Raw genomic sequence first — 20,735 nt, 5'->3', positions numbered from 1 at the left:
GATCTTTTATCGCTGTGTGAGTTTCTGTTGGTAGTACTCCGCCAACGTCATTCCCTTCACCTGCGGCGCCAGCCAGCTGAAAAAAGCATCCAGATCGGCATATAAGCGCTCGATATCCTGCTCGTTTTTAAACGTTGGGCTGCCGCCGGGCATGTACTCTGAAGAGTGGAGCATATATTCGACGTAGTCATTACCCTGAGTCAACGTTTGTTCGACCACTTTTTTCATCGTCTCAACGTTGCCGCCCATCGGACGCAGCCAGTGTACCGACGGCGAGCGTACTTTGCCGCGCAGGCGATCGTAGCCCTGCTTCAGGCTATTCATCCACGCGGAATGCTTGTACTGAATGCTCATCGGCACTTCCAGCAGCGATGATTGCCCTTCACGACGGATATCATTCTCGTCAAGAAAATAGGCGTGCTGCGGGAAATGACGGTAATCGGTACCGCCGTCGCCCTGCGGAGCGCCTTTCGCCGTCTTCCAGTTCACCCTCGGGGTAACCGAGCAATCCACCAGATAGCCATACTCCACCAACAGACGCGCGTAGCGCTCGTCAAACGCCCAGCGCCCGGCGCGATGGCTGACCATTTTGGTCTGGAAGGTGTCCTCCAGCAGACGGGTCATATAGTCGACTTTGGCCCGCATCGCCACATCGCTGTACTCGATTAAATACGGTTTATGTCGCCAGTCGTCATCGGTGAGCGGATCGGTCGGCGGGCTGTTCCACGCGTGGAGATGCATACCGATTTCCGCGGTTCCCCGGGCGATCGCATCTTTGGCAAATTCGATATAAACCGGGTCGATAGCCATTTCATAGTTGGTCAACCAGACCGGTTTAAAACCATACTTTTCGCAAAGCTGCTGAAAACGCGGTAGATAGCGCGCATTCTCGGTGGTGATGCTGTCATGTTTTTGCCAGAGGTTATCACCCTCTGTATCAATCGTGATGAGAAATGCGGGTTTGTGCACGAAAACGTCCTCAGGCCATACGTATCGGGTCATGGTAGAGCAAGACAAGGCTTCTCTCAATCTATCTGATCCCCTAGAATCGGAGCCCTGCCCCTGAATGAAGAATAGAGAATGACGCCTGAAACCCGCACTTCCGGCCGCGTGAACCCGGCGCGAATCCTGGTTATTAAGCTTCGCCATCATGGCGATATGTTATTGATAACGCCGCTTATTCACGCGCTTAAGCAGCAATATCCCGCCGCCTGTGTGGATGTGCTGCTTTATGAAGAAACCCGGGATATGCTCGCAGCGAATACGGATATCCGCCACATTTACGGCATTGACCGGCGCTGGAAAAAACAGGGCGCCGGCCATCAGTTGAAGATGGAGTGGCGGCTGATTCGCACGCTCCGCCAGCAGCGCTACGATATGGTGCTCAATCTTGCCGATCAGTGGCCCAGCGCGATCATCACCAAACTGACCGGGGCGGCCATCCGTATCGGCTTTGACTTTCCGAAGCGTCGCCATCCGGCCTGGCGTTTTTGCCATACCGCCCTCGCCTCAACCGAGCGGCATAACCAGCTGCATACCGTGCAGCAGAATCTGTCGATTCTGGCGCCGCTTGGGCTGGATATTGCTGACGCGCCGGCGACGATGGGCTACAGCGAGCAGGACTGGCGCGCCAGCCGCGCGCTGCTGCCGACAGGATTTCAGGATAACTATATCGTCATTCAGCCAACCTCCCGCTGGTTCTTTAAGTGCTGGCGCGAAGCGCGGATGAGCGCCCTGATAAACGCGCTTTCTGAAGCAGGCTACCCGGTCGTGCTGACCTCCGGCCCTGACGCCAGAGAGAAGCAGATGATCGACACCATTATGGCCGGCTGCCCCACTGCTCGCCTGCACTCCCTCGCAGGGCTGCTCACCCTGCGCCAGCTGGCGTCCGTCATCGACCATGCCCGCCTGTTTATCGGCGTCGACTCCGTGCCGATGCATATGGCCGCCGCGCTCGGTACGCCGCTGGTGGCGCTATTCGGCCCCTCCAAGCTCACCTTCTGGCGTCCATGGCAGGCACAGGGCGAGGTGATTTGGGCGGGTGATTTCGGATCGATTCCCGATCCTGACGACATTGATACCAACACCAACGAACGCTTTCTCGATTTAATCCCCACCGACGCGGTTATCGCGGCGGCGAAAAAGGTACTGGCATGAGTAAATTCAGGCTGGCTCTGGTACGCCAGAAGTATCGCCCGGACGGCGGCGCGGAGCGCTTTGTCTCCCGCGCGCTGGAAGCCCTCGACGACAGCGATCTTGAACTGAACGTCATCACCCGCGAATGGCAGGGGCCGGTGAAGCCCGAGTGGAACATCCACATCTGCAATCCGCGCAAATGGGGGCGGATCAGCCGCGAGCGAGGATTTGCCGACGCCGCCCGCCAGCTGTGGCAGCGCGAAGCCTTCGATCTGGTGCAAAGCCATGAGCGTATCCCCGGCTGCGACCTGTACCGCGCCGGAGACGGCGTACACCGCCGTTGGCTGCAGCAGCGCTCGCGCATTTTGCCCGGCTGGAAAAGCCGCCTGCTGTTTGCCGACCGCTACCATCGCTATGTGATGCAGGCCGAGCGCGACATGTACCAGGACGCGCACCTGCGCGGCGTTATCTGCAACGCGGAGATGATTAAACGCGAGATTATTGAAGACTTCGCCCTGCCGGCGGAAAAAATCCACGTTATCTATAACGCTATTGATAACCAGCGTTTTCTGCCGCCGACGGAAGAAGCCTTTGTCGCGCTGCGCGCCAAATGGAATCTGCCGCGCCAGGCGACCTGCCTGATCTACGTCGGCTCCGGCTTTGAGCGCAAGGGGCTGGATGCGGCGATCCGCGCCATCGCGCCAACCAACCGCTACCTGCTGGTGGTGGGCAAAGATAAAGAGCAGGGCCGCTATCAGCAGCTGGCGAAAACGCTGAACTGCGAGGAACGGGTGCGCTTTTTCGGCATGCAGTCGGAAACCCTGCCGTTCTATCAGATGGCCGACGGCCTGCTGCTGCCGACGCTGTACGATCCGTTCCCCAACGTCATTCTCGAAGCGATGGCCTGCGGCCTGCCGGTGATTACGACTACCGGCTGCGGCGGCGCGGAGTTTATCGTTCAGGGCAGCAATGGCTACGTTTGCGATGCGCTGGATATCCCGGCCCTGCAGGAGTCGGTTAACGCCCTGCCTGCTCGGGCTTTGGGTTCTGCAGAAGGCCAGCGCGCCCGCGAGCGGATCATGACCTGCACCAGCGAACGGCTCTCGGCACAGCTGCTCTCCCTCTATCAGGATTTGGTGAAATAACGATGCGCATACTGTTTGTTATCGACGGCCTGCCCGGCGGCGGCGCGGAAAAAGTCGTGCTGACGCTGGCAGCGCATTTTATCAGCCAGGGTGAACAGGTATCGCTTTTTTCCCTGCGCGACGTCTGCGAGTATCCGCTACCGGCGGGGCTGGATTATCAGGTCATCGCCGACCGCTGCCGCAAACCCTGGCGCAAACTCACCGAGCTATCCCGGCGCGCGCGCCAGCTTGATGCGGCAATCGAGAAAGCAGAACAGCAGGGCCGTTTCGATCTGGTGCTCTCGAATCTGCATAAAACCGACCGCATCGTCTCCCGCAGCCGCCTGTTGAACGGGCGCAACGTCTGGTTCTGCCTGCACGGCGTGTTCTCCACGTCCTATCTCGGACACCGCAGCGGTTTTAACCGCTGGATGAAAAAGCAGAAGATCGGGCGCGTTTATCAGGGACGCAATGTCGTCACCGTCTCCAATGCGGTCGGTCAAGACCTGGTCGAGCAGTTCGCTATTCGCCCGGCCCAGCTGAAAACCATCTATAACCCGTTTGATATCCCCGCCCTGCGCGCCGCGGCCGAAGAGCCCAGCCAGCGCCCCGACGGCGACTATATTATCCACGTGGGCCGCTTTCATCCCGGTAAACGCCACGACCGCCTGATTGAGGCCTATGCGCAAAGCGGTATTGATGCGCCGCTGGTGCTGCTGGGGCAGGGAAAACCGGAACAAGAGCAGCGCCTGCGCCAGCTGGCGCAGCAGCTACAGGTTGCCGATCGCGTCCTGTTTAAAGGCTTCCAGAAAAACCCGCTGCCGTGGATCAAAGGCGCGCGGATGCTGGTCCTCAGCTCCGATAGCGAAGGCTTTGGCAACGTGGTGGTTGAGGCGCTGCTGCTGGATACGCCGGTCGCCAGCACCCGCTGCCCGGGCGGCGTGACCGAGATCCTCACCGGCGAGCTGTCGCGCGGCCTGGCGGATCTCAACAGCCCGGCGCTGGCTCAGACGATGCAAAGCATTTACCATAGCCCGCCGGCCATCGACGCAGCGGCGCTGGAGAAATTCAGCGTGGCATCGATTTGCCAGCAGTATCGTCAGTTGCGCAGCGCCTGACGCCGTTATTCAACCAGGATCGAATGAGTTATGAGTCAAACGCCTTTACTAAGCATCGTAGCCGCCGTCTATAACGGCGAAAAATTCCTTGCGCAATTCTTTGAGTGCCTTGAGCAACAGCAGCTGGAAAGCTATGAACTGATCCTGGTGAACGACGGGTCGACGGACGGCAGCCTTGCGGTTATCGAGCAGTGGAAAGAGCGCCTGCAAAACGTGCTCGTGCTGGAGCAGGAAAACCAGGGCGTGTCGGTGGCGCGCAATACCGGCCTCGCCGCGGCGACGGGTAAGTACCTGACCTTCCCGGATATCGACGATAAGCTTTACCCGGGCATGTACCGTACGCTTCTGGAGATGGCGGAAAAGGGCAATCTTGACGTCGCCACCTGCAACGGCCGCTACGTCTACGAGACGAAAAAAGATATCCATCCCATTTTTCCGCTGGACCGGCTGCAGTCGACCGGCGTTTTGCCCGGCCACGTCTGGTTAAAGCAGGCGCTGGATTCTCGTAAGTTCCTGCATGTCACCTGGCTCAATATCTACCGCCGGGAATTTATCGCGAGCCACCGCTTCCATTTTGAGCCTGGCCTGCGTCATCAGGATATTCCCTGGACCACCGAAGTGCTGCTGGCGGCAGAACGCGTGCAGTACACCAGCGAGCAGTTCTACGATTACTATATTCATTCGGAATCGGTGTCGCATAAGCCGGACAACGACGACACGCTGATGCGTTCAGCGCGCCACTACATGAAGATTCTGGAGATGCTGGACGCCATCAACCAGCGCTATCCGGACAAGGTTCGCGATATTTCCGCCTGCCGCTGGCAGATCGCCAAAGAGGGGCTGGGAATTATTCATACCTTCGATAGCATGAAAGATGAGTCAAAAAAGCATATTATCATTAAAGAATTTTTCGACCGCGGCATCTGGCGCCTGATCTGGAAAAACGCCCGTACGTTCCGTCTACGCTGGCGTCTTGGACGCCGCTATCTGCGCATCAAGCGCTATCGCGACGCGGCTTAATACTGAATCCCTTAGTTTCCGCCAAAGAGATAGCTTTACGCGGGTTAAATGCTTAGAATTTGCCCGCAAAAACATAAATACGGATAAATCGCTTGGAATTGCTTTATACCGCCCTACTTTACCTCATTCAGCCGCTGGTGTGGCTGCGACTGCTGTTACGCAGCCGTAAGGCCCCTGCCTATCGTAAACGCTGGAAGGAACGTTATGGCTTCTGCCAGAACAAGGTAGAACCGGGTGGCATCCTGCTGCATTCCGTTTCCGTAGGTGAAACGCTGGCGGCTATTCCGCTGGTGCGCGCGCTACGCCACCGTTACCCCTATCTGCCGATCACCGTCACCACCATGACGCCAACCGGCTCTGAACGCGCCATGTCCGCTTTTGGCAAAGACGTGCATCACGTCTATTTGCCCTACGACCTGCCCGGCGCGATGAACCGCTTCTTCAATACCGTTCAGCCAAAGCTGGTTATCGTCATGGAAACCGAACTCTGGCCGAACATGGTCGCCACGCTGCACAAGCGTAAAATCCCGCTGGTGATCGCTAACGCTCGTCTGTCCGAACGCTCGGCGAAAGGCTATGCCAAACTGGGTAAATTTATGCGTCGGCTGCTGAGCCGCATTACGCTTATCGCCGCGCAGAACGAAGAAGACGCCAACCGCTTTATCGCCCTTGGCCTGAAACGCAATCAGTTGGCGGTCACCGGCAGCCTGAAGTTTGATATTTCGGTCACGCCGGAGCTGGCGGCTCGCGCCATCACCCTACGCCGCCAGTGGGCGCCGCACCGCCAGGTGTGGATTGCCACCAGCACCCACGACGGTGAAGAACAAATTATTCTTCAGGCGCATAAAAAGCTGCTCGAGCGTTTCCCCAGCCTGCTGCTGATCCTTGTCCCTCGCCACCCGGAGCGCTTCGGCGACGCCCGCGAGATGGTGCAAAAAGCAGGAATGAGCTACACCCTGCGCAGCACCGGCGAAATCCCGTCGAACAGTACCCAGGTGGTGATTGGCGATACCATGGGCGAGCTGATGCTGCTGTACGGTATTGCCGACCTCGCGTTTGTCGGCGGTAGCCTGGTAGAGCGCGGCGGCCATAACCCGCTGGAGCCCGCCGCCCATGCGATACCGGTACTGATGGGTCCTCACACGTTCAACTTCAAAGATATCTGCGCCAAGCTGCAGCAGGACGATGGACTGATTACCGTCACCGACGCCGACTCGCTGGTAACGCAAGTGTCTAACCTGCTGACCGATGAAGATTACCGTCTGTGGTACGGTCGCCATGCGGTGGAAGTTCTGCACCAAAACCAGGGCGCGCTCTCTCGTCTGCTACAGTTATTGCAACCCTATCTGCCGCAGCGGAGCCACTGATGTCGCCTCGACTTTCTGTCGTGATGATCGCCAAAAACGCGGCGGATCTGCTGCCTGATTGTCTGGCGTCGGTAAGCTGGGCCGATGAGATAGTGCTGCTGGATTCCGGCAGCAGCGACAACACCGTCGAACTCGCCCGCAGCCAGGGCGTTCAGGTGTATGTCAATCGCGACTGGCAGGGCTACGGTATTCAGCGCCAGCGCGCCCAGGCCTACGCCACCGGCGACTATGTGCTGATGATCGATACCGACGAGCGCGTTACCCCAGAGCTTGCGCAGTCCATCCGCAGCGTGCTGGTCGCGCCGCAAAGCGGCGCGATATACAGCATCGCCCGGCGCAACTATTTCCTTGGTCGCTTTATGCGCCACAGCGGCTGGTACCCCGACCGCGTGATGCGCCTGTACGAACGCGACCGTTACCGCTATAACGCTAATCTGGTCCACGAATCTCTCGACGCCCAGGGCGCGCAGGTTATCGAACTCGCGGGGGACCTGCTGCATCTGACCTGCCGCGATTTTTCCGGCTTTCAGCAAAAGCAGCTGGCCTACGCCGCCGCCTGGGCGCAGGAGCGCCATCAAAGAGGGAAGAAGACCTCGCTGGCCGCTATCTTCGGCCATACGCTGGGCGCCTTTGTGAAAACGCTGCTGCTGCGCGGGGGCATTCTGGATGGGAAACAAGGTTGGCTGCTGGCGGTGGTCAACGCGCAATACACGTTTAATAAATACACCGAGCTGTGGGCCCTGAGCCGCGGCTACTCGGAGAAAGTGTCATTATGAGCACAAAAGCGATCTATCCGGGAACCTTCGACCCTATCACCAACGGCCATATCGATATCGTCACCCGCGCGGCCAGCATGTTCGATAAGGTGCTGCTGGCTATTGCCGCCAGCCCGAGCAAAAAGCCGATGTTCACTCTCGACGAGCGCATCGCGCTGGCCACCCAGGCAACGGCGCATCTGGTCAACGTTGAGGTTATTGGCTTCAGCGATTTAATGGCCAATTTTGCCCGCGCGCAGCAGGCGAACATTTTAATTCGCGGCCTGCGGGCGGTGGCGGATTTTGAATATGAGATGCAGCTGGCGCATATGAACCGTCATTTGATGCCGACGCTGGAGAGCGTATTTCTGATGCCGTGCAAAGAGTGGTCGTTTATCTCCTCTTCGCTGGTAAAAGAAGTGGCGCGCCACCAGGGCGACGTTTCTCACTTTCTGCCGGCAAACGTTCACCAGGCGCTGCTGAAGAAGCTGTAATCCTGCGCCATCGGGGCTCTTCACGGAGGCGCTGCTGCGCATCTGTCCGGGCTACCGGACCAAGCGCAGCCCTGTAGCCCGGCTAAGCGCAGCGCGAGCCGGGTCCACGGCAACCACCGCATATTACTTCTGGCACTGGCGGCAATAAAACGTCGCCCGCTGGGCGTGTTTACTGCCGATAACCGGCGTCCCGCAAATGCGGCACGGCTCGCCCTTGCGGCCATACACCTGCAGCTCCTGGGCAAAGTAGCCCGGTTTACCGTCGCTTTGCAGGAAATCTTTCAGCGTCGTCCCGCCCTGTTCGATGGATCGCAGCAGGACCAGCTTAATCACTTTCACCAGCTGCCCGCACTCCTCGCGCGACAGCGAAGAGGCCAGCCTGTCGGGATGAATACCCGCCGAAAAGAGCGATTCGCTGGCGTAGATATTGCCCACGCCGACCACCAGCTTATTATCCATTAGCCAGGGCTTAATCGCGGTTTTCTTCTTCGCGCACTTCGCCTGCAGATAATCGACGTTGAACTCATCGCTCAGCGGCTCCGGCCCCAGATGCGCCAGCACCGGATGCCCTTCCAGCGCTTTGGTCCACAGCCAGGCGCCAAAACGACGCGGGTCGGTATAGCGCAGCACCTTGCCGTTACTCATCACCAGGTCCACGTGATCGTGTTTTTCCGCAGGCAGCTCTTCGCTCAGGATACGCAGGCTTCCCGACATCCCAAGGTGGACGATAATCCAGCCGTCGGGCAGTTCCAGCAGCAGATATTTAGCGCGGCGGCGTACGCTGAGCACCGGAACGTCGCTCAGACGATAGATCTCTTCAGAAACGGGCCAGCGCAGGCGCCCGTTGCGCACAACGGCGTGCAGGATGGTGGCTCCCACCAGGTGCGGCTCAATGCCGCGGCGGCTGGTTTCTACTTCAGGTAATTCAGGCATTCTTTTCTCGAACAAAAACGGCAAGATGCACTATCTTACCGCGTTCAGCGACGAGGTTCAGGGCAATGATTGTTCAGCATGCTCTTCCGCCTGGCGCAGGGGGTAAACGTTCGCCAGCGCCAACGGTGTAGACGGTAGCGTAGTCTTGATAATAAAAAACCCCGCCAGGGCGGGGTTTTTTATTACAAGGAATCTAAAATTATTTGATTTTAGCTTCTTTGTATAAAACGTGCTGACGGACAACTGGATCGAACTTTTTCAGTTCCAGTTTTTCCGGCTTAGTACGTTTGTTCTTCGTGGTGGTATAGAAGTGACCAGTACCAGCAGAAGAAACCAGCTTGATTTTCTCACGAATACCTTTAGCCATGATTTATTTCCTCTAAGTACTTAGTACTTTTCGCCACGGGCACGCAGTTCTGACAGAACTGTATCGATGCCTTTCTTATCAATAACACGCATACCTTTAGCAGATACGCGCAGGGTGACAAAACGCTTCTCGCTCTCAACCCAGAAACGGTGAGAGTGCAGGTTCGGCAGGAAACGGCGTTTAGTCGCGTTCAGTGCGTGGGAACGGTTGTTACCGGTCACCGGACGCTTGCCAGTAACTTGGCAGACTCGGGACATGTCTATTCTCCAAAAATCAAATTAGCTCGAGCTTCGTATGGGGTATTGGCGCCTCGTCAGGCTTTACAGCCCGGTCATCGCAGTTCTAAGCGAACTCTCGATTGCCAGGCCCAAATGCCAAACCCGAGATTCTCAAAGGTGGCGTAGTATACGCTGACTCGGCGATGTGCTCAAGTCCCGAACAGACAAAGATCCCGATGGATCGCGCGATCGGGGCTAAATCCAGCCGCGTTCAGCAAAAGATACGTACGCTCCGCGGCCAATAACAAGGTGATCCAGCACACGTATATCCATGAATCGACAACATTTTATCACTCTTTCGGTAATCAACCTGTCGGCCTTGCTCGGCTCAGGACTACCGGATGGATGATTATGTGCCAGGATCACCGCGGCGGCGTTCACTTTGATGGCTTCGCGTACGATTTCTCGCGGATGCACCTCAACGTGGCTAAGAGTACCAGAAAAAAGTCGGCTATGTTTCAATACCCGGTTCTGATTGTCTAAAAAGATCACCATGAAGATCTCGCGCTCTTCGTCGGCCAGTTGGCTTTGCAGAAATTCCCGCGTCATCGATGGGGTAACCAGCGAGGGTTCTTCCGTCATTCGCAGGCTAAAATAGCGTCGCGCCAGTTCAGCAATCCCTTTTAGCTGCGCATATTTCGCCAGACCAATGCCTTCCACCTCAGCAAACTGCGACTCTTCCGCCGATAGCAGGCCGTACAGCGAGCCAAAACGCTGTAGCAGCTCCCGCGAAAATGTCATTACGTCCTGCGTGCGGGTACCGGTACGTAAAAATAGCGCCAACAGCTCAATATCCGACAAAACTTCGATACCGTAGCGCTGCATCTTTTCCCTCGGCATCAGGGTTTCTTGTATTTCCATCGCGGCATCTCCTTCCCACTGCGCGCTATCCTGGCACAGCCTTTTTGCGCCGCCGAGACGCAAGTTTTATCCCTGCGTAGCGCCTCGCAAAGTGTATCTCCGCGAGGCACACGATGCCGTCAGGATTGTGATAAGATGCGCGAATTCTGGTGTACCGCAACAGGAAAAAATCATGATGAGTCTGGCTGGTAAAAAGATCGTTCTTGGCGTGAGCGGCGGCATTGCTGCCTATAAAACGCCGGAACTGGTGCGCCGCCTGCGTGACCGCGGCGCGGATGTCCGCGTCGCCATGACGGAAGCCGCAAAAGCCTTCATTACGCCATTAAGTCTACAGGCGGTATCCGGTTATCCGGTTTCCGACAGCCTGCTCGACCCGGCCGCCGAAGCGGCGATGGGCCATATTGAGCTGGGGAAATGGGCCGACCTGGTCATTCTCGCCCCCGCCACCGCCGACCTAATCGCTCGCGTCGCGGCAGGGATGGCCAACGATCTTGTTTCGACGATTTGTCTCGCGACGCCGTCGCCGGTCGCCGTCGTGCCCGCCATGAATCAGCAGATGTATCGCGCCGCCGCCACTCAGCATAATCTGGACGTCATTGCCGCCCGCGGTCTGCTGGTCTGGGGTCCGGACAGCGGCAGCCAGGCCTGCGGCGATGTTGGCCCGGGGCGGATGCTGGACCCGCTGACCATTGTGGATATGGCCGCGCAGCATTTCTCGCCTGTCAAAGATTTGCAACATCTGAACATCATGATTACCGCGGGCCCCACCCGCGAGCCGCTGGATCCGGTGCGTTATATCACCAATCACAGTTCAGGTAAGATGGGCTTCGCGATTGCCGCCGCCGCCGCGCGCCGCGGGGCGAACGTCACGCTGGTGAGCGGCCCGGTTTCGCTGCCTACGCCGCCGTTTGTACACAGAATTGATGTCACCACCGCGCTGGAAATGGAAGCAGCGGTGCAAAACAGCGCGCCTCAGCAGCATATTTTTATTGGCTGTGCGGCGGTCGCTGACTACCGTGCGGTCGCCATCGCCGAAGAAAAAATCAAAAAACAAGGTGATGAATTAACCCTGAAAATGGTTAAAAATCCGGATATCGTCGCAGGGGTCGCCGCGCTTAAGGCCAACCGCCCTTACGTCGTTGGGTTTGCCGCCGAAACAAATAATGTGGAAGAATACGCACGGCAAAAGCGAGCCCGCAAAAATCTTGATCTGATTTGCGCTAATGATGTTTCACAGCCAAATCAAGGATTTAACAGCGACAGCAATGCATTACACCTTTTCTGGCAGGAGGGAGATAAGCGCTTAGCACTTGAGCGCAAGGAACTCCTGGGCCAATTATTACTCGACGAGATCGTTACCCGTTATGATGAAAAAAATCGACGTTAAGATTCTGGACCCGCGCGTTGGTCAGCAATTTCCGCTGCCGACCTATGCCACCTCCGGCTCCGCCGGACTTGACCTGCGAGCCTGTCTCGATGACGCCGTAGAGCTGGCTCCCGGCGCAACCACCCTCGTGCCGACCGGCCTGGCGATTCATATTGCCGATCCTTCTCTGGCCGCGGTCATTCTCCCGCGCTCCGGGCTGGGCCATAAGCACGGCGTCGTACTGGGTAACCTGGTCGGTCTGATTGATTCTGACTATCAGGGCCAGCTGATGGTTTCCGTCTGGAACCGCAGCCAGCAGAGCTTCAGCATCGAACCCGGCGAGCGTATCGCGCAAATGGTGTTTGTGCCCGTTGTGCAGGCAGAATTTAACCTGGTGGAAGATTTTGACGCCACCGATCGCGGCGAAGGCGGCTTCGGTCACTCAGGGCGTCAATAAGCCCGGCGATAGACAAAACTCTTTCGGGGCGCTGCCGGCAAAAGGGCTGCCTGAAGGATGAAGTGGAACCAGCATCGCAAAGCGCACTAATGCAATAACATCACCGCAGGCAACAGCTTGCGGTCGCTTTGTGGGTGCCTGCCTGACAAGTGCTTTTTTTCAGGGGTATTTTAAAACATGGCAGAAAAACAAACTGCGAAAAGGAATCGTCGCGAAGAAATACTTCAATCTCTGGCGCTAATGCTTGAATCCAGCGATGGAAGTCAGCGCATTACCACAGCGAAACTGGCGGCGTCCGTTGGCGTATCCGAAGCGGCTCTGTATCGGCACTTCCCTAGCAAGACCCGCATGTTTGACAGCCTGATTGAATTTATCGAAGACAGCCTGATTACGCGCATCAATTTGATTTTAAAGGATGAAAAAGACACTTCAGCGCGCCTGCGTCTGATTGTGCTGTTGATTCTTGGGTTTGGCGAGCGTAATCCTGGGCTGACAAGAATTCTGACCGGCCATGCGCTGATGTTTGAACAGGACCGGCTTCAGGACCGCATCAATCAGCTGTTCGAGCGCATTGAAGTCCAGCTGCGTCAGGTGTTGCGTGAAAAGAAAATGCGCGAAGGCGAAGGCTATACCGTCGATGAAGCCCTGCTGGCCAGCCAGCTGTTGGCATTCTGCGAAGGGATGCTATCGCGCTTTGTGCGCAGCGAGTTTAAATATCGCCCGACGGACGATTTTGACGCCCGCTGGCCGCTGGTCGCCGCCCAGCTGAAATAATTCTCGCCGGTCTCTGTGCAGCCCGAAGGGCTGCATCTCTTCCCGCAGGAATGCCCGGCATTATCCGCATTGATACCCTGGCGCTCTTCTCGCCGCGGCTGGCCGTTTTGCCGGCAATCGACCCGACAGACCGTTGCCTGCCGGGCAGATATTTATACGCCGTACGCTTCGCGATAGGCGCGAACGGCACTCAGGTGTTCAGCCATTTCCGGCTTCTCTTCCAGATAGCTAATCAGGTCTTTCAGCGTCACGATAGAAATTACTTTACAGCCGTAGTCGCGCTCAACTTCCTGAATCGCGGAGATTTCGCCGCGCCCGCGCTCCTGACGATCCAGAGAGATCAGTACGCCCGCCAGCTCAGCGCCGTTGGCCTGAATAATTTCCATCGATTCCCGAATCGCGGTGCCTGCGGTAATAACATCATCCACCAGCATGACGCGGCCCTGCAGCGCGCTCCCCACCAGGTTTCCGCCCTCGCCGTGAGTCTTCGCCTCTTTGCGGTTAAAGCAGTAAGGCAGATCGCGGTCATGGTGTTCCGCCAGCGCGACCGCCGTGGTCGTGGCAATCGGAATGCCTTTATAGGCCGGGCCGAACAGCAGGTCAAAATCAATCCCGGAATCCACCAGCGCTTCGGCGTAAAAACGGCCTAACAGAGCCAGATCGCGCCCGGTATTAAACAGGCCGGCGTTGAAGAAATAGGGGCTCTTGCGCCCGGATTTCAGCGTAAACTCGCCAAACTTAAGTACCTGCTTGTTAAGCGCAAACTCAATAAACTGGCGCTGATACGGTTTCATGGATTCGCTCCTCATCTTACTTTTCTACGGACAAAAAAAAGGCGACTTCTCAGTCGCCTTAAAAACTAGTTTTGCAACGCCGCTTTCTGCGTCGTGACAATGGATTCGATACCCCCCCGGGCCAATGCCAGCAGGGTGAGGAGTTCTTCATGGGTGAACGGCTCGCCTTCCGCCGTACCCTGCACCTCAATGATGCGGCCATCTTCGGTCATCACCACGTTCATATCGGTTTCCGCCGCGGAATCTTCAACGTACTCCAGATCGCAAATCGCTTCGCCATTCACGATGCCTACGGAGACCGCCGCCACCATTCCTTTCATCGGGTTGGTTTTCAGCTTACCGGCTGCGACCAGCTTATTCAGCGCATCGGCCAGCGCCACGCAGGCTCCGGTGATAGACGCGGTACGGGTGCCGCCGTCTGCCTGCAGCACGTCACAGTCCAGCGTGATGGTGAATTCACCCAGTGCTTTCAGGTCAACTGCAGCGCGCAGCGCACGCGCGATCAGGCGCTGGATTTCCATGGTGCGTCCGCCCTGCTTACCTTTTGCGGCTTCACGCGCGTTACGCGTGTGGGTAGAACGCGGCAGCATGCCGTATTCGGCGGTGATCCACCCCTGGCCCTGGCCTTTCAGAAAGCGCGGCACGCCTTCATCAATAGAAGCGGTGCACAATACTTTCGTGTCACCAAATTCGACCAGCACGGAGCCTTCTGCGTGTTTTGTGTAGTTACGGGTCAGGGTTACTGGGCGCACTTGATTAGCGCTACGGCCTGCTGGACGCATGATGTTCTCCGGCTTGAAACGAATGTGGCTGCGCATTATACGGATAATGCGCGCTTATTCCTATCCTGATAAGGCCTCGAAAGCTATAATCCACCCCACTCTCCTTTAAAAACAGGAACGTCTATGATCCGCAGTATGACCGCCTACGCCCGGCGTGAAATCAAGGGTGAATGGGGTAGCGCCGCGTGGGAACTGCGCTCGGTAAACCAACGATATCTGGAAACCTACTTCCGCCTGCCGGAGCAGTTCCGTAGCCTGGAGCCCGTGGTGCGTGAACGTATTCGCTCCCGTCTGACCCGCGGTAAAGTCGAATGTACCCTGCGTTTTGAGCAGGACCCGAGCGCGCAGGGTGAGCTGATCCTTAACGAAAAACTGGCAAAGCAGCTGGTTAACGCCGCCAACTGGGTCAAAATGCAGAGCGACGAAGGCGAAATCAATCCGGTCGATATTCTGCGCTGGCCTGGCGTGATGTCGGCCCATGAACAGGATCTGGACGCCATTGCCGCCGAAATTCTGGGCGCGTTAAACGGTGCGCTGGATGACTTTATCATCGCCCGCGAAACCGAAGGCCAGGCGCTGAAAGCGCTGATCGAACAGCGTCTCGATGGCGTGACGGCCGAGGTGGCTAAAGTACGTGCCCATATGCCGGAAATTTTGCAGTGGCAGCGCGAGCGTCTGGTTGCCAAGCTGGAAGATGCGGAAGTACAGCTGGAAAACAACCGCCTCGAGCAGGAGCTGGTGCTGATGGCGCAGCGTATAGACGTTGCCGAAGAGCTGGATCGTCTGGAAGCACACGTGAAAGAGACGTGGAATATTCTGAAGAAGAAAGAAGCGGTCGGTCGCCGCCTCGACTTTATGATGCAGGAGTTCAACCGCGAGTCGAACACCCTGGCGTCTAAATCAATCAATGCCGAAGTGACGAACTCCGCCATTGAGCTGAAAGTGCTGATCGAACAAATGCGCGAGCAGATCCAAAACATCGAGTAACGGTTCCCCGCCCGCCACATCACGTTCGGACAAAAGGCTATGGTAAATCATGGCCTTTTATTTTCGCCGCGTTTCAGAAGGAATAGTTTTTATCCAGTATCCGACAGGTTAAAAACGCCCCTGCAGCGCACAGCAGAGTGGGAGCAAGATAGCTGTGATCCATGTGGGTGAACTCCATCACCAGCGCCACCGCCGTTAGCGGCATCTGCATGGATGCGGCGAGGAACGCCGCCGCGCCAACGAGAGCAAAACTGCCGTAATCTCCGCCGGGAAGCAGCTGTTGCCAGAGCATACACAGCAGCAGGCTGGTCAGGCCGCCAACCGCCAGCCCCGGCGTCAGCAGCCCGCCCTCCGCGCCGCCGCGCAGCACCGCCAGAATCACCACCATTTTTAGCGCCAGCAGCATCGCCGCCCCGGGGAAACCCAGTTCATCGCTGAGAGCCAGCTGCATAGGCCCTTTACCGTTTCCCGGAAGCTGGGGGAAATAGAGGCTGAGGACGGCAAGCAGGGAAAACGCCAGCAGACAGAAAACCGGCATCTGCCAGTTGCTTCGAACGCCCGAGCGAGCCGTGCTGGTCGCTTTGCGAAAGAGCCAGGCCCCGGCGCCAAGAATGGGGCCAGCGATAATCGCCCACCAGAGAAATGAATGCGGCAGGATGTCGGAAGTAAAATGGTATTGCGATTCCTCGCCTAACCCGAGCGTTGCCGTCCACGCGGCAATCGCCGAGGTAATCATCGCCGCCAGCGTTTTTTCCCAGCTAAACGACAGCAGCATTACCTCAAGGCTGAATAACGCCCCGGCCAGCGGAACGTTATACACCGCCGCCAGGCCCGCACCGGCGCCGCAGGCAACCAGCGTTCGGGTTTCATCCGCCAGCAGTCCCAGCTTACGCGCCACCATCCCTGCCCCCAGCGCGCCCATTTCACGCGGAGCCACTTCGCGGCCAAGCGGAGAGCCCAGCGCCACGGTGACGATCTGCAACAGGGCATGAATCGTTGTGGTACACGCAGGCATTGGCACCGCAGGATTCGCCACCGCTGACGCTATTGAGACCCGCTTCTGCCCATAGCGCCCAAGGAGCCACCAGCCGAATCCTGCGATGGCTCCTCCCGCGACGATTGCCAAGAGGCGGCGAGGCCAGGATGAATCCGTGACGCCCTGTAGAAATGACTCCGCGCTCACGATCTGCCCAGGGCTGTAGCCAAAGGCCAGGTGCTGAATTGCGTGTAAAATCAGCGCCAGAACCATGCCTGACAGGCCGGCAAGCAGCCCCGTCAGCACAACGGCAATCAGGCGGGTGAGATAGTTTTTATTGCCAGCTGCTGCAGTCATTTTCTGAGGCCTTGAAGGAGGAAAATAAAAGGATAAAGGTTGAGAGTTAAACAACAGGTATTCATCGCGTTTTCAATACCGCTACGCATCGACGGCTTTCACATTACTTTTTATAATCAATAAAAATGAATAAATGACAAATAAACCGTTAACTTCAGCCGATTTAAACCGATCGTGCATTAGTTTAACCAGGTTAAACGCATTCACTTTAGAAAATCTCAATCGTGATCCTGAGCACAAATCGTTAACCTTCCGCCATCACCGTGGGGGATTTATGCTGCTTCATATTCTTTATCTGATTGGGATTACGGCGGAAGCCATGACCGGCGCGCTGGCTGCCGGACGCCGCCGTATGGATACGTTTGGCGTCATTATTATTGCCACCGCGACGGCTCTCGGAGGCGGTTCAGTGCGCGATATTCTGCTTGGCCACTACCCGCTGGGCTGGGTGCAGCACCCTGAATACGTGATTATTGTCGCCGTCGCCGCGGTCCTGACCACAATTGCCGCGCCGGTGATGCCGCATCTGCGCCGTCTGTTTCTGGTGCTTGATGCGCTCGGCCTGATCGTGTTTTCTATCATTGGCGCCCAGATCGCGTTGGATATGGGCCAGGGCCCGGTCATCGCCTCCATTGCCGCCGTGATCACCGGCGTCTTTGGCGGCGTGCTGCGCGATATGTTCTGCAAGCGCATCCCGCTGGTGTTCCAGAAAGAGCTGTACGCCGGGGTATCATTCGCCGCCGCGGTGCTTTATATCGCGCTCCAGCATTACGTCAGCAATCACGATGTGGTGGTGATCTCCACCCTGCTGTTCGGCTTTACCGCCCGCATGCTGGCGCTGCGCTGGAAGCTGGGCCTGCCGGTATTTAACTACAACCATAGCGCACATTAGTGCTTTCAGAATCCCGGAACGTGTTGCCCGCTTAGCCACTTCGCTAGCGCGGCGACATCCGGATGATGCAAGAACGTCACCAGCTGCCGCGCCCGTTCTTCCCCGATGCCCGGCAGGCGTCGCCACTGCTCTTCGTTGCGATCCTGCATCCGTTGCCAGTCATCCTCCTTCAGCCCGGCAAATGCCGTCTTCGGTATGGGCACGCCGATTGCCTGTATCCAGCGCAGGAAAGGCCGTTCGCGCGCAAGGTTGAACTGATGCCACAGCCGCTGCCCGCGCTGCGCAGAGATGCCCGGGATGGATTGCAGCCGCTCCGGCGTAAACGCCAGCCATGAGAAGAGATGCTCCATGCCGCGCGCGTCATGCAGGGAGCGCCACAGCGTTTCCCCCGCGCCGTCAATATCGAGAACCGATCGGGATGAGAGCCAGACCAGCCGCGAGAGAAACTGCTCCGCGCACTCTGGGGTGGCGAAATAGCAGGTTAAGGCATTGAAACGCGCCGCCGGTGGCTGGGGTTTATTACGCTGAGCCGTGCGCCAGACGACCGAATCGATGCGCGGTATCCCCTGCCCGGCAAGGCTGATTTGCAGCTGATCGCCAACACCGATGTCCAGATTGTGCCAGCGGGATACCGAGCCGACGTTCACCCGCTGCACGCGCTTATCGTCCAGCAGCTGCGGCTCCAGGAGCGCCACCACGGCTATTTTACCGCTACGACCGGTGCTGAAGCTGATACCGCGAACCTCCATAACCCGCGAGGCTGGCGGATATTTCCAGGCGATAACCCAATTGCCCTGACCCGGAACCCAGAAGCGCCCGGAGGACTCTTTCGCCCGCCGCACCACAACGCCATCGGTGGCAAAAGGCAGCGGTGAAGTGAACCAGCGCTGGCGCCACTGTTCAACCTGCTGCGCATCCGCGACAGGATGCGAAAAAAGCGCGCTGTAAAGAAAGCCGCCGTGCCGCAGCAGCGCCAGCCGCTGTTCCATATCCTCTGGACCATCTGGCCACGCCCAGATAAAGATGCCCAGCCTATCAAGCTCCGCTTGCGCCTCCTGTCGCATCATCATGCCGGCTACTTTTGCCCGCGCGTTCATGCCGCCCATTCGCTTTTGCACATGCCCCTCGCGGAGCAGGAACAGCTCGCCTTGCAGCACGCTATTCGCGAGTAGACCATCAGAGACTTTAGGCACGGAGGGGATCTGCAAGACCCTGGCCGTCCAGTCTTCCCCGGCCAGGCCATTACCCCGGCTTATCGCCTGGGTCAGACGCCCCTGCCGATACACGAGCGTGACCGCGACGCCATCGACTTTAGGCTGTACCCACATGCCGGATTGACCGCGCATCCAGCGCGCCACGTCGGCTTGATTTGCCAGTTTACGCACGCCGGTGTGCGCCACCGGATGTCTGGCCTCCCCTTTTAGGGGAGGAGACGCATCGTGAACGGGAGCCTCGCCGGTGAAGCAGCGCCGCCAGTACGCCAGCCGCTCCGCAAGCTGGTCATAGACCTCATCGCTTACCGTACTGCTCCCCTGCTGCCAGTAGGCGTTTTTCCATTCCGTTATCTGCTGGCTGAGACGTTCAATCTCCCGATCGGCCCTGGCCTGCGGCCACGCGGGGCAGGCTGCCTGCCCGTATCCCACCAGCATCCACAGCACCAGCGCCCAGACTCCATTTTGCATCGCGATGCCCTCCTGTTTTCTCGTCAGCGATTGTGCCGCAGGCGTATTTTCGTCCGCGAGGAGGGATTTTTAACGCTGCGAGCAGGCATCCAGGTTTTCTGCGTTGTTTCTGCAACGCCCGGAGAAATCAGGGAAACGGCAAGCAAAATGAAAGAAAGAACGCAAAAAGTGTGACAGGGACTGCGTCACGCGGTGCCGCCGTGTATAATAGGCTCGTATGTAAGCTCTATTTCGACCACCACATACAAAAGACACTCATGGCTCAAGGCACGCTTTATATTGTTTCCGCCCCTAGCGGCGCGGGTAAATCCAGCCTGATTCAGGCTTTATTAAAAACCCAACCGTTGTACGACTCTCAGGTTTCTGTTTCGCATACCACGCGCGCTCCGCGCCCGGGTGAAGTGCACGGTGAACACTATTTCTTTGTGAATCACGACGAATTCAGGACGATGATTGGCAGAGACGCTTTTCTTGAACATGCAGAAGTCTTTGGCAACTATTACGGCACCTCGCGCGAAGCTATCGAGCAGGTACTGGCGACCGGGGTCGACGTCTTCCTTGATATCGACTGGCAGGGCGCGCAGCAAATCCGCAACAGAATGCCCGGCGCGCGCAGCATTTTTATTCTGCCGCCGTCAAAAGATGAGCTTGATCGTCGCCTGCGCGGCCGCGGTCAGGATAGCGAAGAGGTTATCGCGAAACGTATGGCGCAGGCAGTTGCAGAAATGAGCCATTACGCGGAGTATGATTACCTGATTGTGAATGATGATTTTGATACCGCGCTGAGCGATTTGAAAATTATTATTCGCGCCGAACGTCTGCGCATGAGCCGCCAAAAGCAGCGACATGGCGCTTTAATCACCAAACTGTTGGCAGACTGAACCCACATTCAGTATCATGCCCAGTCATTTCTTCACCTGTGGAGCATTTTAAGTATGGCACGCGTAACTGTTCAGGACGCTGTAGAGAAAATTGGTAACCGTTTTGACCTGGTACTGGTCGCCGCGCGTCGCGCTCGTCAGATGCAGGTAGGCGGAAAGGATCCGCTGGTACCGGAAGAAAACGATAAAACTACCGTTATCGCACTGCGCGAAATCGAAGAAGGTCTGATCAACAACAAGATCCTCGACGTTCGTGAGCGCCAGGAACAGCAAGAGCAGGAAGCCGCTGAATTACAAGCCGTTACCGCTATTGCTGAAGGTCGTCGTTAATCAC

Annotated in this window: 23 protein-coding genes; 14 read left to right on the top strand and 9 right to left on the bottom strand. The window is 57.4% G+C overall.

Going from position 1 to position 20,735, the window contains the following annotated elements; translation table 11 throughout:
• Positions 1–6 precede the first annotated feature (6 nt).
• Positions 7–969 (bottom strand): polysaccharide deacetylase family protein, encoded by a 963-nt coding sequence (locus HMPREF1144_RS10680; protein ID WP_009652742.1) that lies wholly within the window; start codon positions 967–969, stop codon positions 7–9.
• Between the two features lie 111 nt (positions 970–1,080).
• Between HMPREF1144_RS10680 and rfaQ the strand changes: the two genes are divergently transcribed.
• The 7 genes from rfaQ (at position 1,081) to coaD (ending at position 8,014) form a co-directional block, all read left to right on the top strand.
• Positions 1,081–2,157: a putative lipopolysaccharide heptosyltransferase III gene (gene rfaQ / locus HMPREF1144_RS10675; RefSeq protein ID WP_009652755.1), complete on the top strand. Its 1,077-nt coding sequence runs from the start codon at positions 1,081–1,083 to the stop codon at positions 2,155–2,157.
• Positions 2,154–3,281 (top strand): glycosyltransferase family 4 protein, encoded by a 1,128-nt coding sequence (locus HMPREF1144_RS10670; protein ID WP_009652752.1) that lies wholly within the window; start codon positions 2,154–2,156, stop codon positions 3,279–3,281. Before rfaQ ends, HMPREF1144_RS10670 begins: the two co-directional genes overlap by 4 nt.
• Before the next feature lie 2 nt (positions 3,282–3,283).
• Positions 3,284–4,378 (top strand): glycosyltransferase, encoded by a 1,095-nt coding sequence (locus HMPREF1144_RS10665; RefSeq protein ID WP_004855496.1) that lies wholly within the window; start codon positions 3,284–3,286, stop codon positions 4,376–4,378.
• A gap of 30 nt (positions 4,379–4,408) precedes the next feature.
• Complete coding sequence (locus tag HMPREF1144_RS10660; protein WP_009652743.1) at positions 4,409–5,398, top strand: glycosyltransferase; 990 nt, start codon at positions 4,409–4,411, stop codon at positions 5,396–5,398.
• A gap of 92 nt (positions 5,399–5,490) precedes the next feature.
• Entirely contained in the window at positions 5,491–6,765 is a 1,275-nt protein-coding gene (waaA, locus tag HMPREF1144_RS10655) for a lipid IV(A) 3-deoxy-D-manno-octulosonic acid transferase (RefSeq protein ID WP_004855500.1), read from the top strand.
• Positions 6,765–7,541 (top strand): glycosyltransferase family 2 protein, encoded by a 777-nt coding sequence (locus HMPREF1144_RS10650; protein WP_004855501.1) that lies wholly within the window; start codon positions 6,765–6,767, stop codon positions 7,539–7,541. Before waaA ends, HMPREF1144_RS10650 begins: the two co-directional genes overlap by 1 nt.
• The gene (gene coaD / locus HMPREF1144_RS10645) at positions 7,538–8,014 is read left to right on the top strand and encodes a pantetheine-phosphate adenylyltransferase (protein WP_004106901.1); all 477 of its coding nucleotides are present in this window, start codon (positions 7,538–7,540) and stop codon (positions 8,012–8,014) included. The genes HMPREF1144_RS10650 and coaD overlap by 4 nt, the downstream gene beginning before the upstream one ends.
• A gap of 123 nt (positions 8,015–8,137) precedes the next feature.
• Here the strand turns inward: coaD and mutM are convergent, their stop codons facing one another.
• The 4 genes from mutM to radC form a co-directional block, all read right to left on the bottom strand.
• Positions 8,138–8,947, bottom strand: coding sequence for a bifunctional DNA-formamidopyrimidine glycosylase/DNA-(apurinic or apyrimidinic site) lyase (mutM, locus tag HMPREF1144_RS10640; RefSeq protein ID WP_004855503.1), 810 nt, complete (start codon positions 8,945–8,947; stop codon positions 8,138–8,140).
• Positions 8,948–9,146: 199 nt separating this feature from the next.
• The gene (rpmG, locus tag HMPREF1144_RS10635; protein ID WP_003024094.1) at positions 9,147–9,314 is read right to left on the bottom strand and encodes a 50S ribosomal protein L33; all 168 of its coding nucleotides are present in this window, start codon (positions 9,312–9,314) and stop codon (positions 9,147–9,149) included.
• Positions 9,315–9,334: 20 nt separating this feature from the next.
• Positions 9,335–9,571 (bottom strand): 50S ribosomal protein L28, encoded by a 237-nt coding sequence (rpmB, locus tag HMPREF1144_RS10630; protein WP_002436699.1) that lies wholly within the window; start codon positions 9,569–9,571, stop codon positions 9,335–9,337.
• Positions 9,572–9,787: 216 nt separating this feature from the next.
• On the bottom strand, positions 9,788–10,453 hold the full coding sequence (gene radC / locus HMPREF1144_RS10625; protein WP_032743493.1) for a RadC family protein: 666 nt from the start codon (positions 10,451–10,453) through the stop codon (positions 9,788–9,790).
• Between the two features lie 175 nt (positions 10,454–10,628).
• On the opposite strand from radC, the gene coaBC reads away from it, so the two are divergent.
• From coaBC to slmA, 3 genes are all read left to right on the top strand, one after another.
• Entirely contained in the window at positions 10,629–11,840 is a 1,212-nt protein-coding gene (gene coaBC, locus HMPREF1144_RS10620; protein ID WP_071532253.1) for a bifunctional phosphopantothenoylcysteine decarboxylase/phosphopantothenate--cysteine ligase CoaBC, read from the top strand.
• Positions 11,818–12,276 carry a dUTP diphosphatase gene (gene dut, locus HMPREF1144_RS10615; protein WP_004855506.1) on the top strand — a complete coding sequence of 153 codons (459 nt, stop codon included), beginning with the start codon at positions 11,818–11,820 and terminating at the stop codon, positions 12,274–12,276. Before coaBC ends, dut begins: the two co-directional genes overlap by 23 nt.
• Positions 12,277–12,453: 177 nt before the next feature.
• Entirely contained in the window at positions 12,454–13,050 is a 597-nt protein-coding gene (slmA, locus tag HMPREF1144_RS10610; RefSeq protein ID WP_004855507.1) for a nucleoid occlusion factor SlmA, read from the top strand.
• A gap of 152 nt (positions 13,051–13,202) precedes the next feature.
• Here slmA and pyrE read toward each other — a convergent pair whose 3' ends face one another.
• Positions 13,203–13,844, bottom strand: a complete 642-nt coding sequence (pyrE, locus tag HMPREF1144_RS10605; protein WP_009652758.1) for an orotate phosphoribosyltransferase — start codon at positions 13,842–13,844, stop codon at positions 13,203–13,205.
• Between the two features lie 65 nt (positions 13,845–13,909).
• Entirely contained in the window at positions 13,910–14,626 is a 717-nt protein-coding gene (rph, locus tag HMPREF1144_RS10600) for a ribonuclease PH (RefSeq protein ID WP_004106921.1), read from the bottom strand.
• A gap of 123 nt (positions 14,627–14,749) precedes the next feature.
• Here rph and HMPREF1144_RS10595 point away from each other — a divergent pair, with 123 nt between their 5' ends.
• The gene (locus HMPREF1144_RS10595; RefSeq protein WP_004855510.1) at positions 14,750–15,613 is read left to right on the top strand and encodes a YicC/YloC family endoribonuclease; all 864 of its coding nucleotides are present in this window, start codon (positions 14,750–14,752) and stop codon (positions 15,611–15,613) included.
• A 73-nt stretch (positions 15,614–15,686) separates the two neighbouring features.
• Here HMPREF1144_RS10595 and HMPREF1144_RS10590 read toward each other — a convergent pair whose 3' ends face one another.
• The gene (locus HMPREF1144_RS10590; RefSeq protein WP_004855511.1) at positions 15,687–16,946 is read right to left on the bottom strand and encodes a chloride channel protein; all 1,260 of its coding nucleotides are present in this window, start codon (positions 16,944–16,946) and stop codon (positions 15,687–15,689) included.
• A 274-nt stretch (positions 16,947–17,220) separates the two neighbouring features.
• On the opposite strand from HMPREF1144_RS10590, the gene HMPREF1144_RS10585 reads away from it, so the two are divergent.
• Positions 17,221–17,838: a trimeric intracellular cation channel family protein gene (locus HMPREF1144_RS10585; RefSeq protein WP_004126674.1), complete on the top strand. Its 618-nt coding sequence runs from the start codon at positions 17,221–17,223 to the stop codon at positions 17,836–17,838.
• A 5-nt stretch (positions 17,839–17,843) separates the two neighbouring features.
• On the opposite strand, the gene ligB is transcribed toward HMPREF1144_RS10585, so the two are convergent.
• Complete coding sequence (gene ligB / locus HMPREF1144_RS10580) at positions 17,844–19,520, bottom strand: NAD-dependent DNA ligase LigB (RefSeq protein WP_009652741.1); 1,677 nt, start codon at positions 19,518–19,520, stop codon at positions 17,844–17,846.
• Between the two features lie 257 nt (positions 19,521–19,777).
• Between ligB and gmk the strand changes: the two genes are divergently transcribed.
• Both gmk and rpoZ read left to right on the top strand, forming a co-directional pair.
• Entirely contained in the window at positions 19,778–20,401 is a 624-nt protein-coding gene (gmk, locus tag HMPREF1144_RS10575; protein ID WP_004126677.1) for a guanylate kinase, read from the top strand.
• A gap of 54 nt (positions 20,402–20,455) precedes the next feature.
• Positions 20,456–20,731 carry a DNA-directed RNA polymerase subunit omega gene (gene rpoZ / locus HMPREF1144_RS10570; protein WP_004106927.1) on the top strand — a complete coding sequence of 92 codons (276 nt, stop codon included), beginning with the start codon at positions 20,456–20,458 and terminating at the stop codon, positions 20,729–20,731.
• Positions 20,732–20,735 lie beyond the last annotated feature (4 nt).

The organism is Klebsiella sp. OBRC7 (assembly GCF_000293135.1).
GTDB lineage: Bacteria > Pseudomonadota > Gammaproteobacteria > Enterobacterales > Enterobacteriaceae > Klebsiella > Klebsiella michiganensis.
Note: the sequence above shows the minus strand (reverse complement) of the source record. Positions and strands in the feature narration are given on the sequence as shown.

Excerpts from the sequence above, each read along its gene's own strand:
- HMPREF1144_RS10595 (WP_004855510.1), top strand. The coding sequence starts at position 14,750 with ATGATCCGCAGTATGACCGCCTACGCCCGGCGTGAAATCAAGGGTGAA.
- rpmB (WP_002436699.1), bottom strand. The coding sequence starts at position 9,571 with ATGTCCCGAGTCTGCCAAGTTACTGGCAAGCGTCCGGTGACCGGTAAC.
- coaD (WP_004106901.1), top strand. The coding sequence starts at position 7,538 with ATGAGCACAAAAGCGATCTATCCGGGAACCTTCGACCCTATCACCAAC.
- dut (WP_004855506.1), top strand. The coding sequence starts at position 11,818 with ATGATGAAAAAAATCGACGTTAAGATTCTGGACCCGCGCGTTGGTCAG.
- HMPREF1144_RS10585 (WP_004126674.1), top strand. The coding sequence starts at position 17,221 with ATGCTGCTTCATATTCTTTATCTGATTGGGATTACGGCGGAAGCCATG.
- rpmG (WP_003024094.1), bottom strand. The coding sequence starts at position 9,314 with ATGGCTAAAGGTATTCGTGAGAAAATCAAGCTGGTTTCTTCTGCTGGT.
- radC (WP_032743493.1), bottom strand. The coding sequence starts at position 10,453 with ATGGAAATACAAGAAACCCTGATGCCGAGGGAAAAGATGCAGCGCTAC.
- mutM (WP_004855503.1), bottom strand. The coding sequence starts at position 8,947 with ATGCCTGAATTACCTGAAGTAGAAACCAGCCGCCGCGGCATTGAGCCG.
- ligB (WP_009652741.1), bottom strand. The coding sequence starts at position 19,520 with ATGCAAAATGGAGTCTGGGCGCTGGTGCTGTGGATGCTGGTGGGATAC.
- HMPREF1144_RS10650 (WP_004855501.1), top strand. The coding sequence starts at position 6,765 with ATGTCGCCTCGACTTTCTGTCGTGATGATCGCCAAAAACGCGGCGGAT.
- rpoZ (WP_004106927.1), top strand. The coding sequence starts at position 20,456 with ATGGCACGCGTAACTGTTCAGGACGCTGTAGAGAAAATTGGTAACCGT.
- HMPREF1144_RS10660 (WP_009652743.1), top strand. The coding sequence starts at position 4,409 with ATGAGTCAAACGCCTTTACTAAGCATCGTAGCCGCCGTCTATAACGGC.
- gmk (WP_004126677.1), top strand. The coding sequence starts at position 19,778 with ATGGCTCAAGGCACGCTTTATATTGTTTCCGCCCCTAGCGGCGCGGGT.
- rfaQ (WP_009652755.1), top strand. The coding sequence starts at position 1,081 with ATGACGCCTGAAACCCGCACTTCCGGCCGCGTGAACCCGGCGCGAATC.
- coaBC (WP_071532253.1), top strand. The coding sequence starts at position 10,629 with ATGAGTCTGGCTGGTAAAAAGATCGTTCTTGGCGTGAGCGGCGGCATT.
- rph (WP_004106921.1), bottom strand. The coding sequence starts at position 14,626 with ATGCGTCCAGCAGGCCGTAGCGCTAATCAAGTGCGCCCAGTAACCCTG.
- HMPREF1144_RS10590 (WP_004855511.1), bottom strand. The coding sequence starts at position 16,946 with ATGACTGCAGCAGCTGGCAATAAAAACTATCTCACCCGCCTGATTGCC.
- pyrE (WP_009652758.1), bottom strand. The coding sequence starts at position 13,844 with ATGAAACCGTATCAGCGCCAGTTTATTGAGTTTGCGCTTAACAAGCAG.
- HMPREF1144_RS10670 (WP_009652752.1), top strand. The coding sequence starts at position 2,154 with ATGAGTAAATTCAGGCTGGCTCTGGTACGCCAGAAGTATCGCCCGGAC.
- HMPREF1144_RS10665 (WP_004855496.1), top strand. The coding sequence starts at position 3,284 with ATGCGCATACTGTTTGTTATCGACGGCCTGCCCGGCGGCGGCGCGGAA.
- slmA (WP_004855507.1), top strand. The coding sequence starts at position 12,454 with ATGGCAGAAAAACAAACTGCGAAAAGGAATCGTCGCGAAGAAATACTT.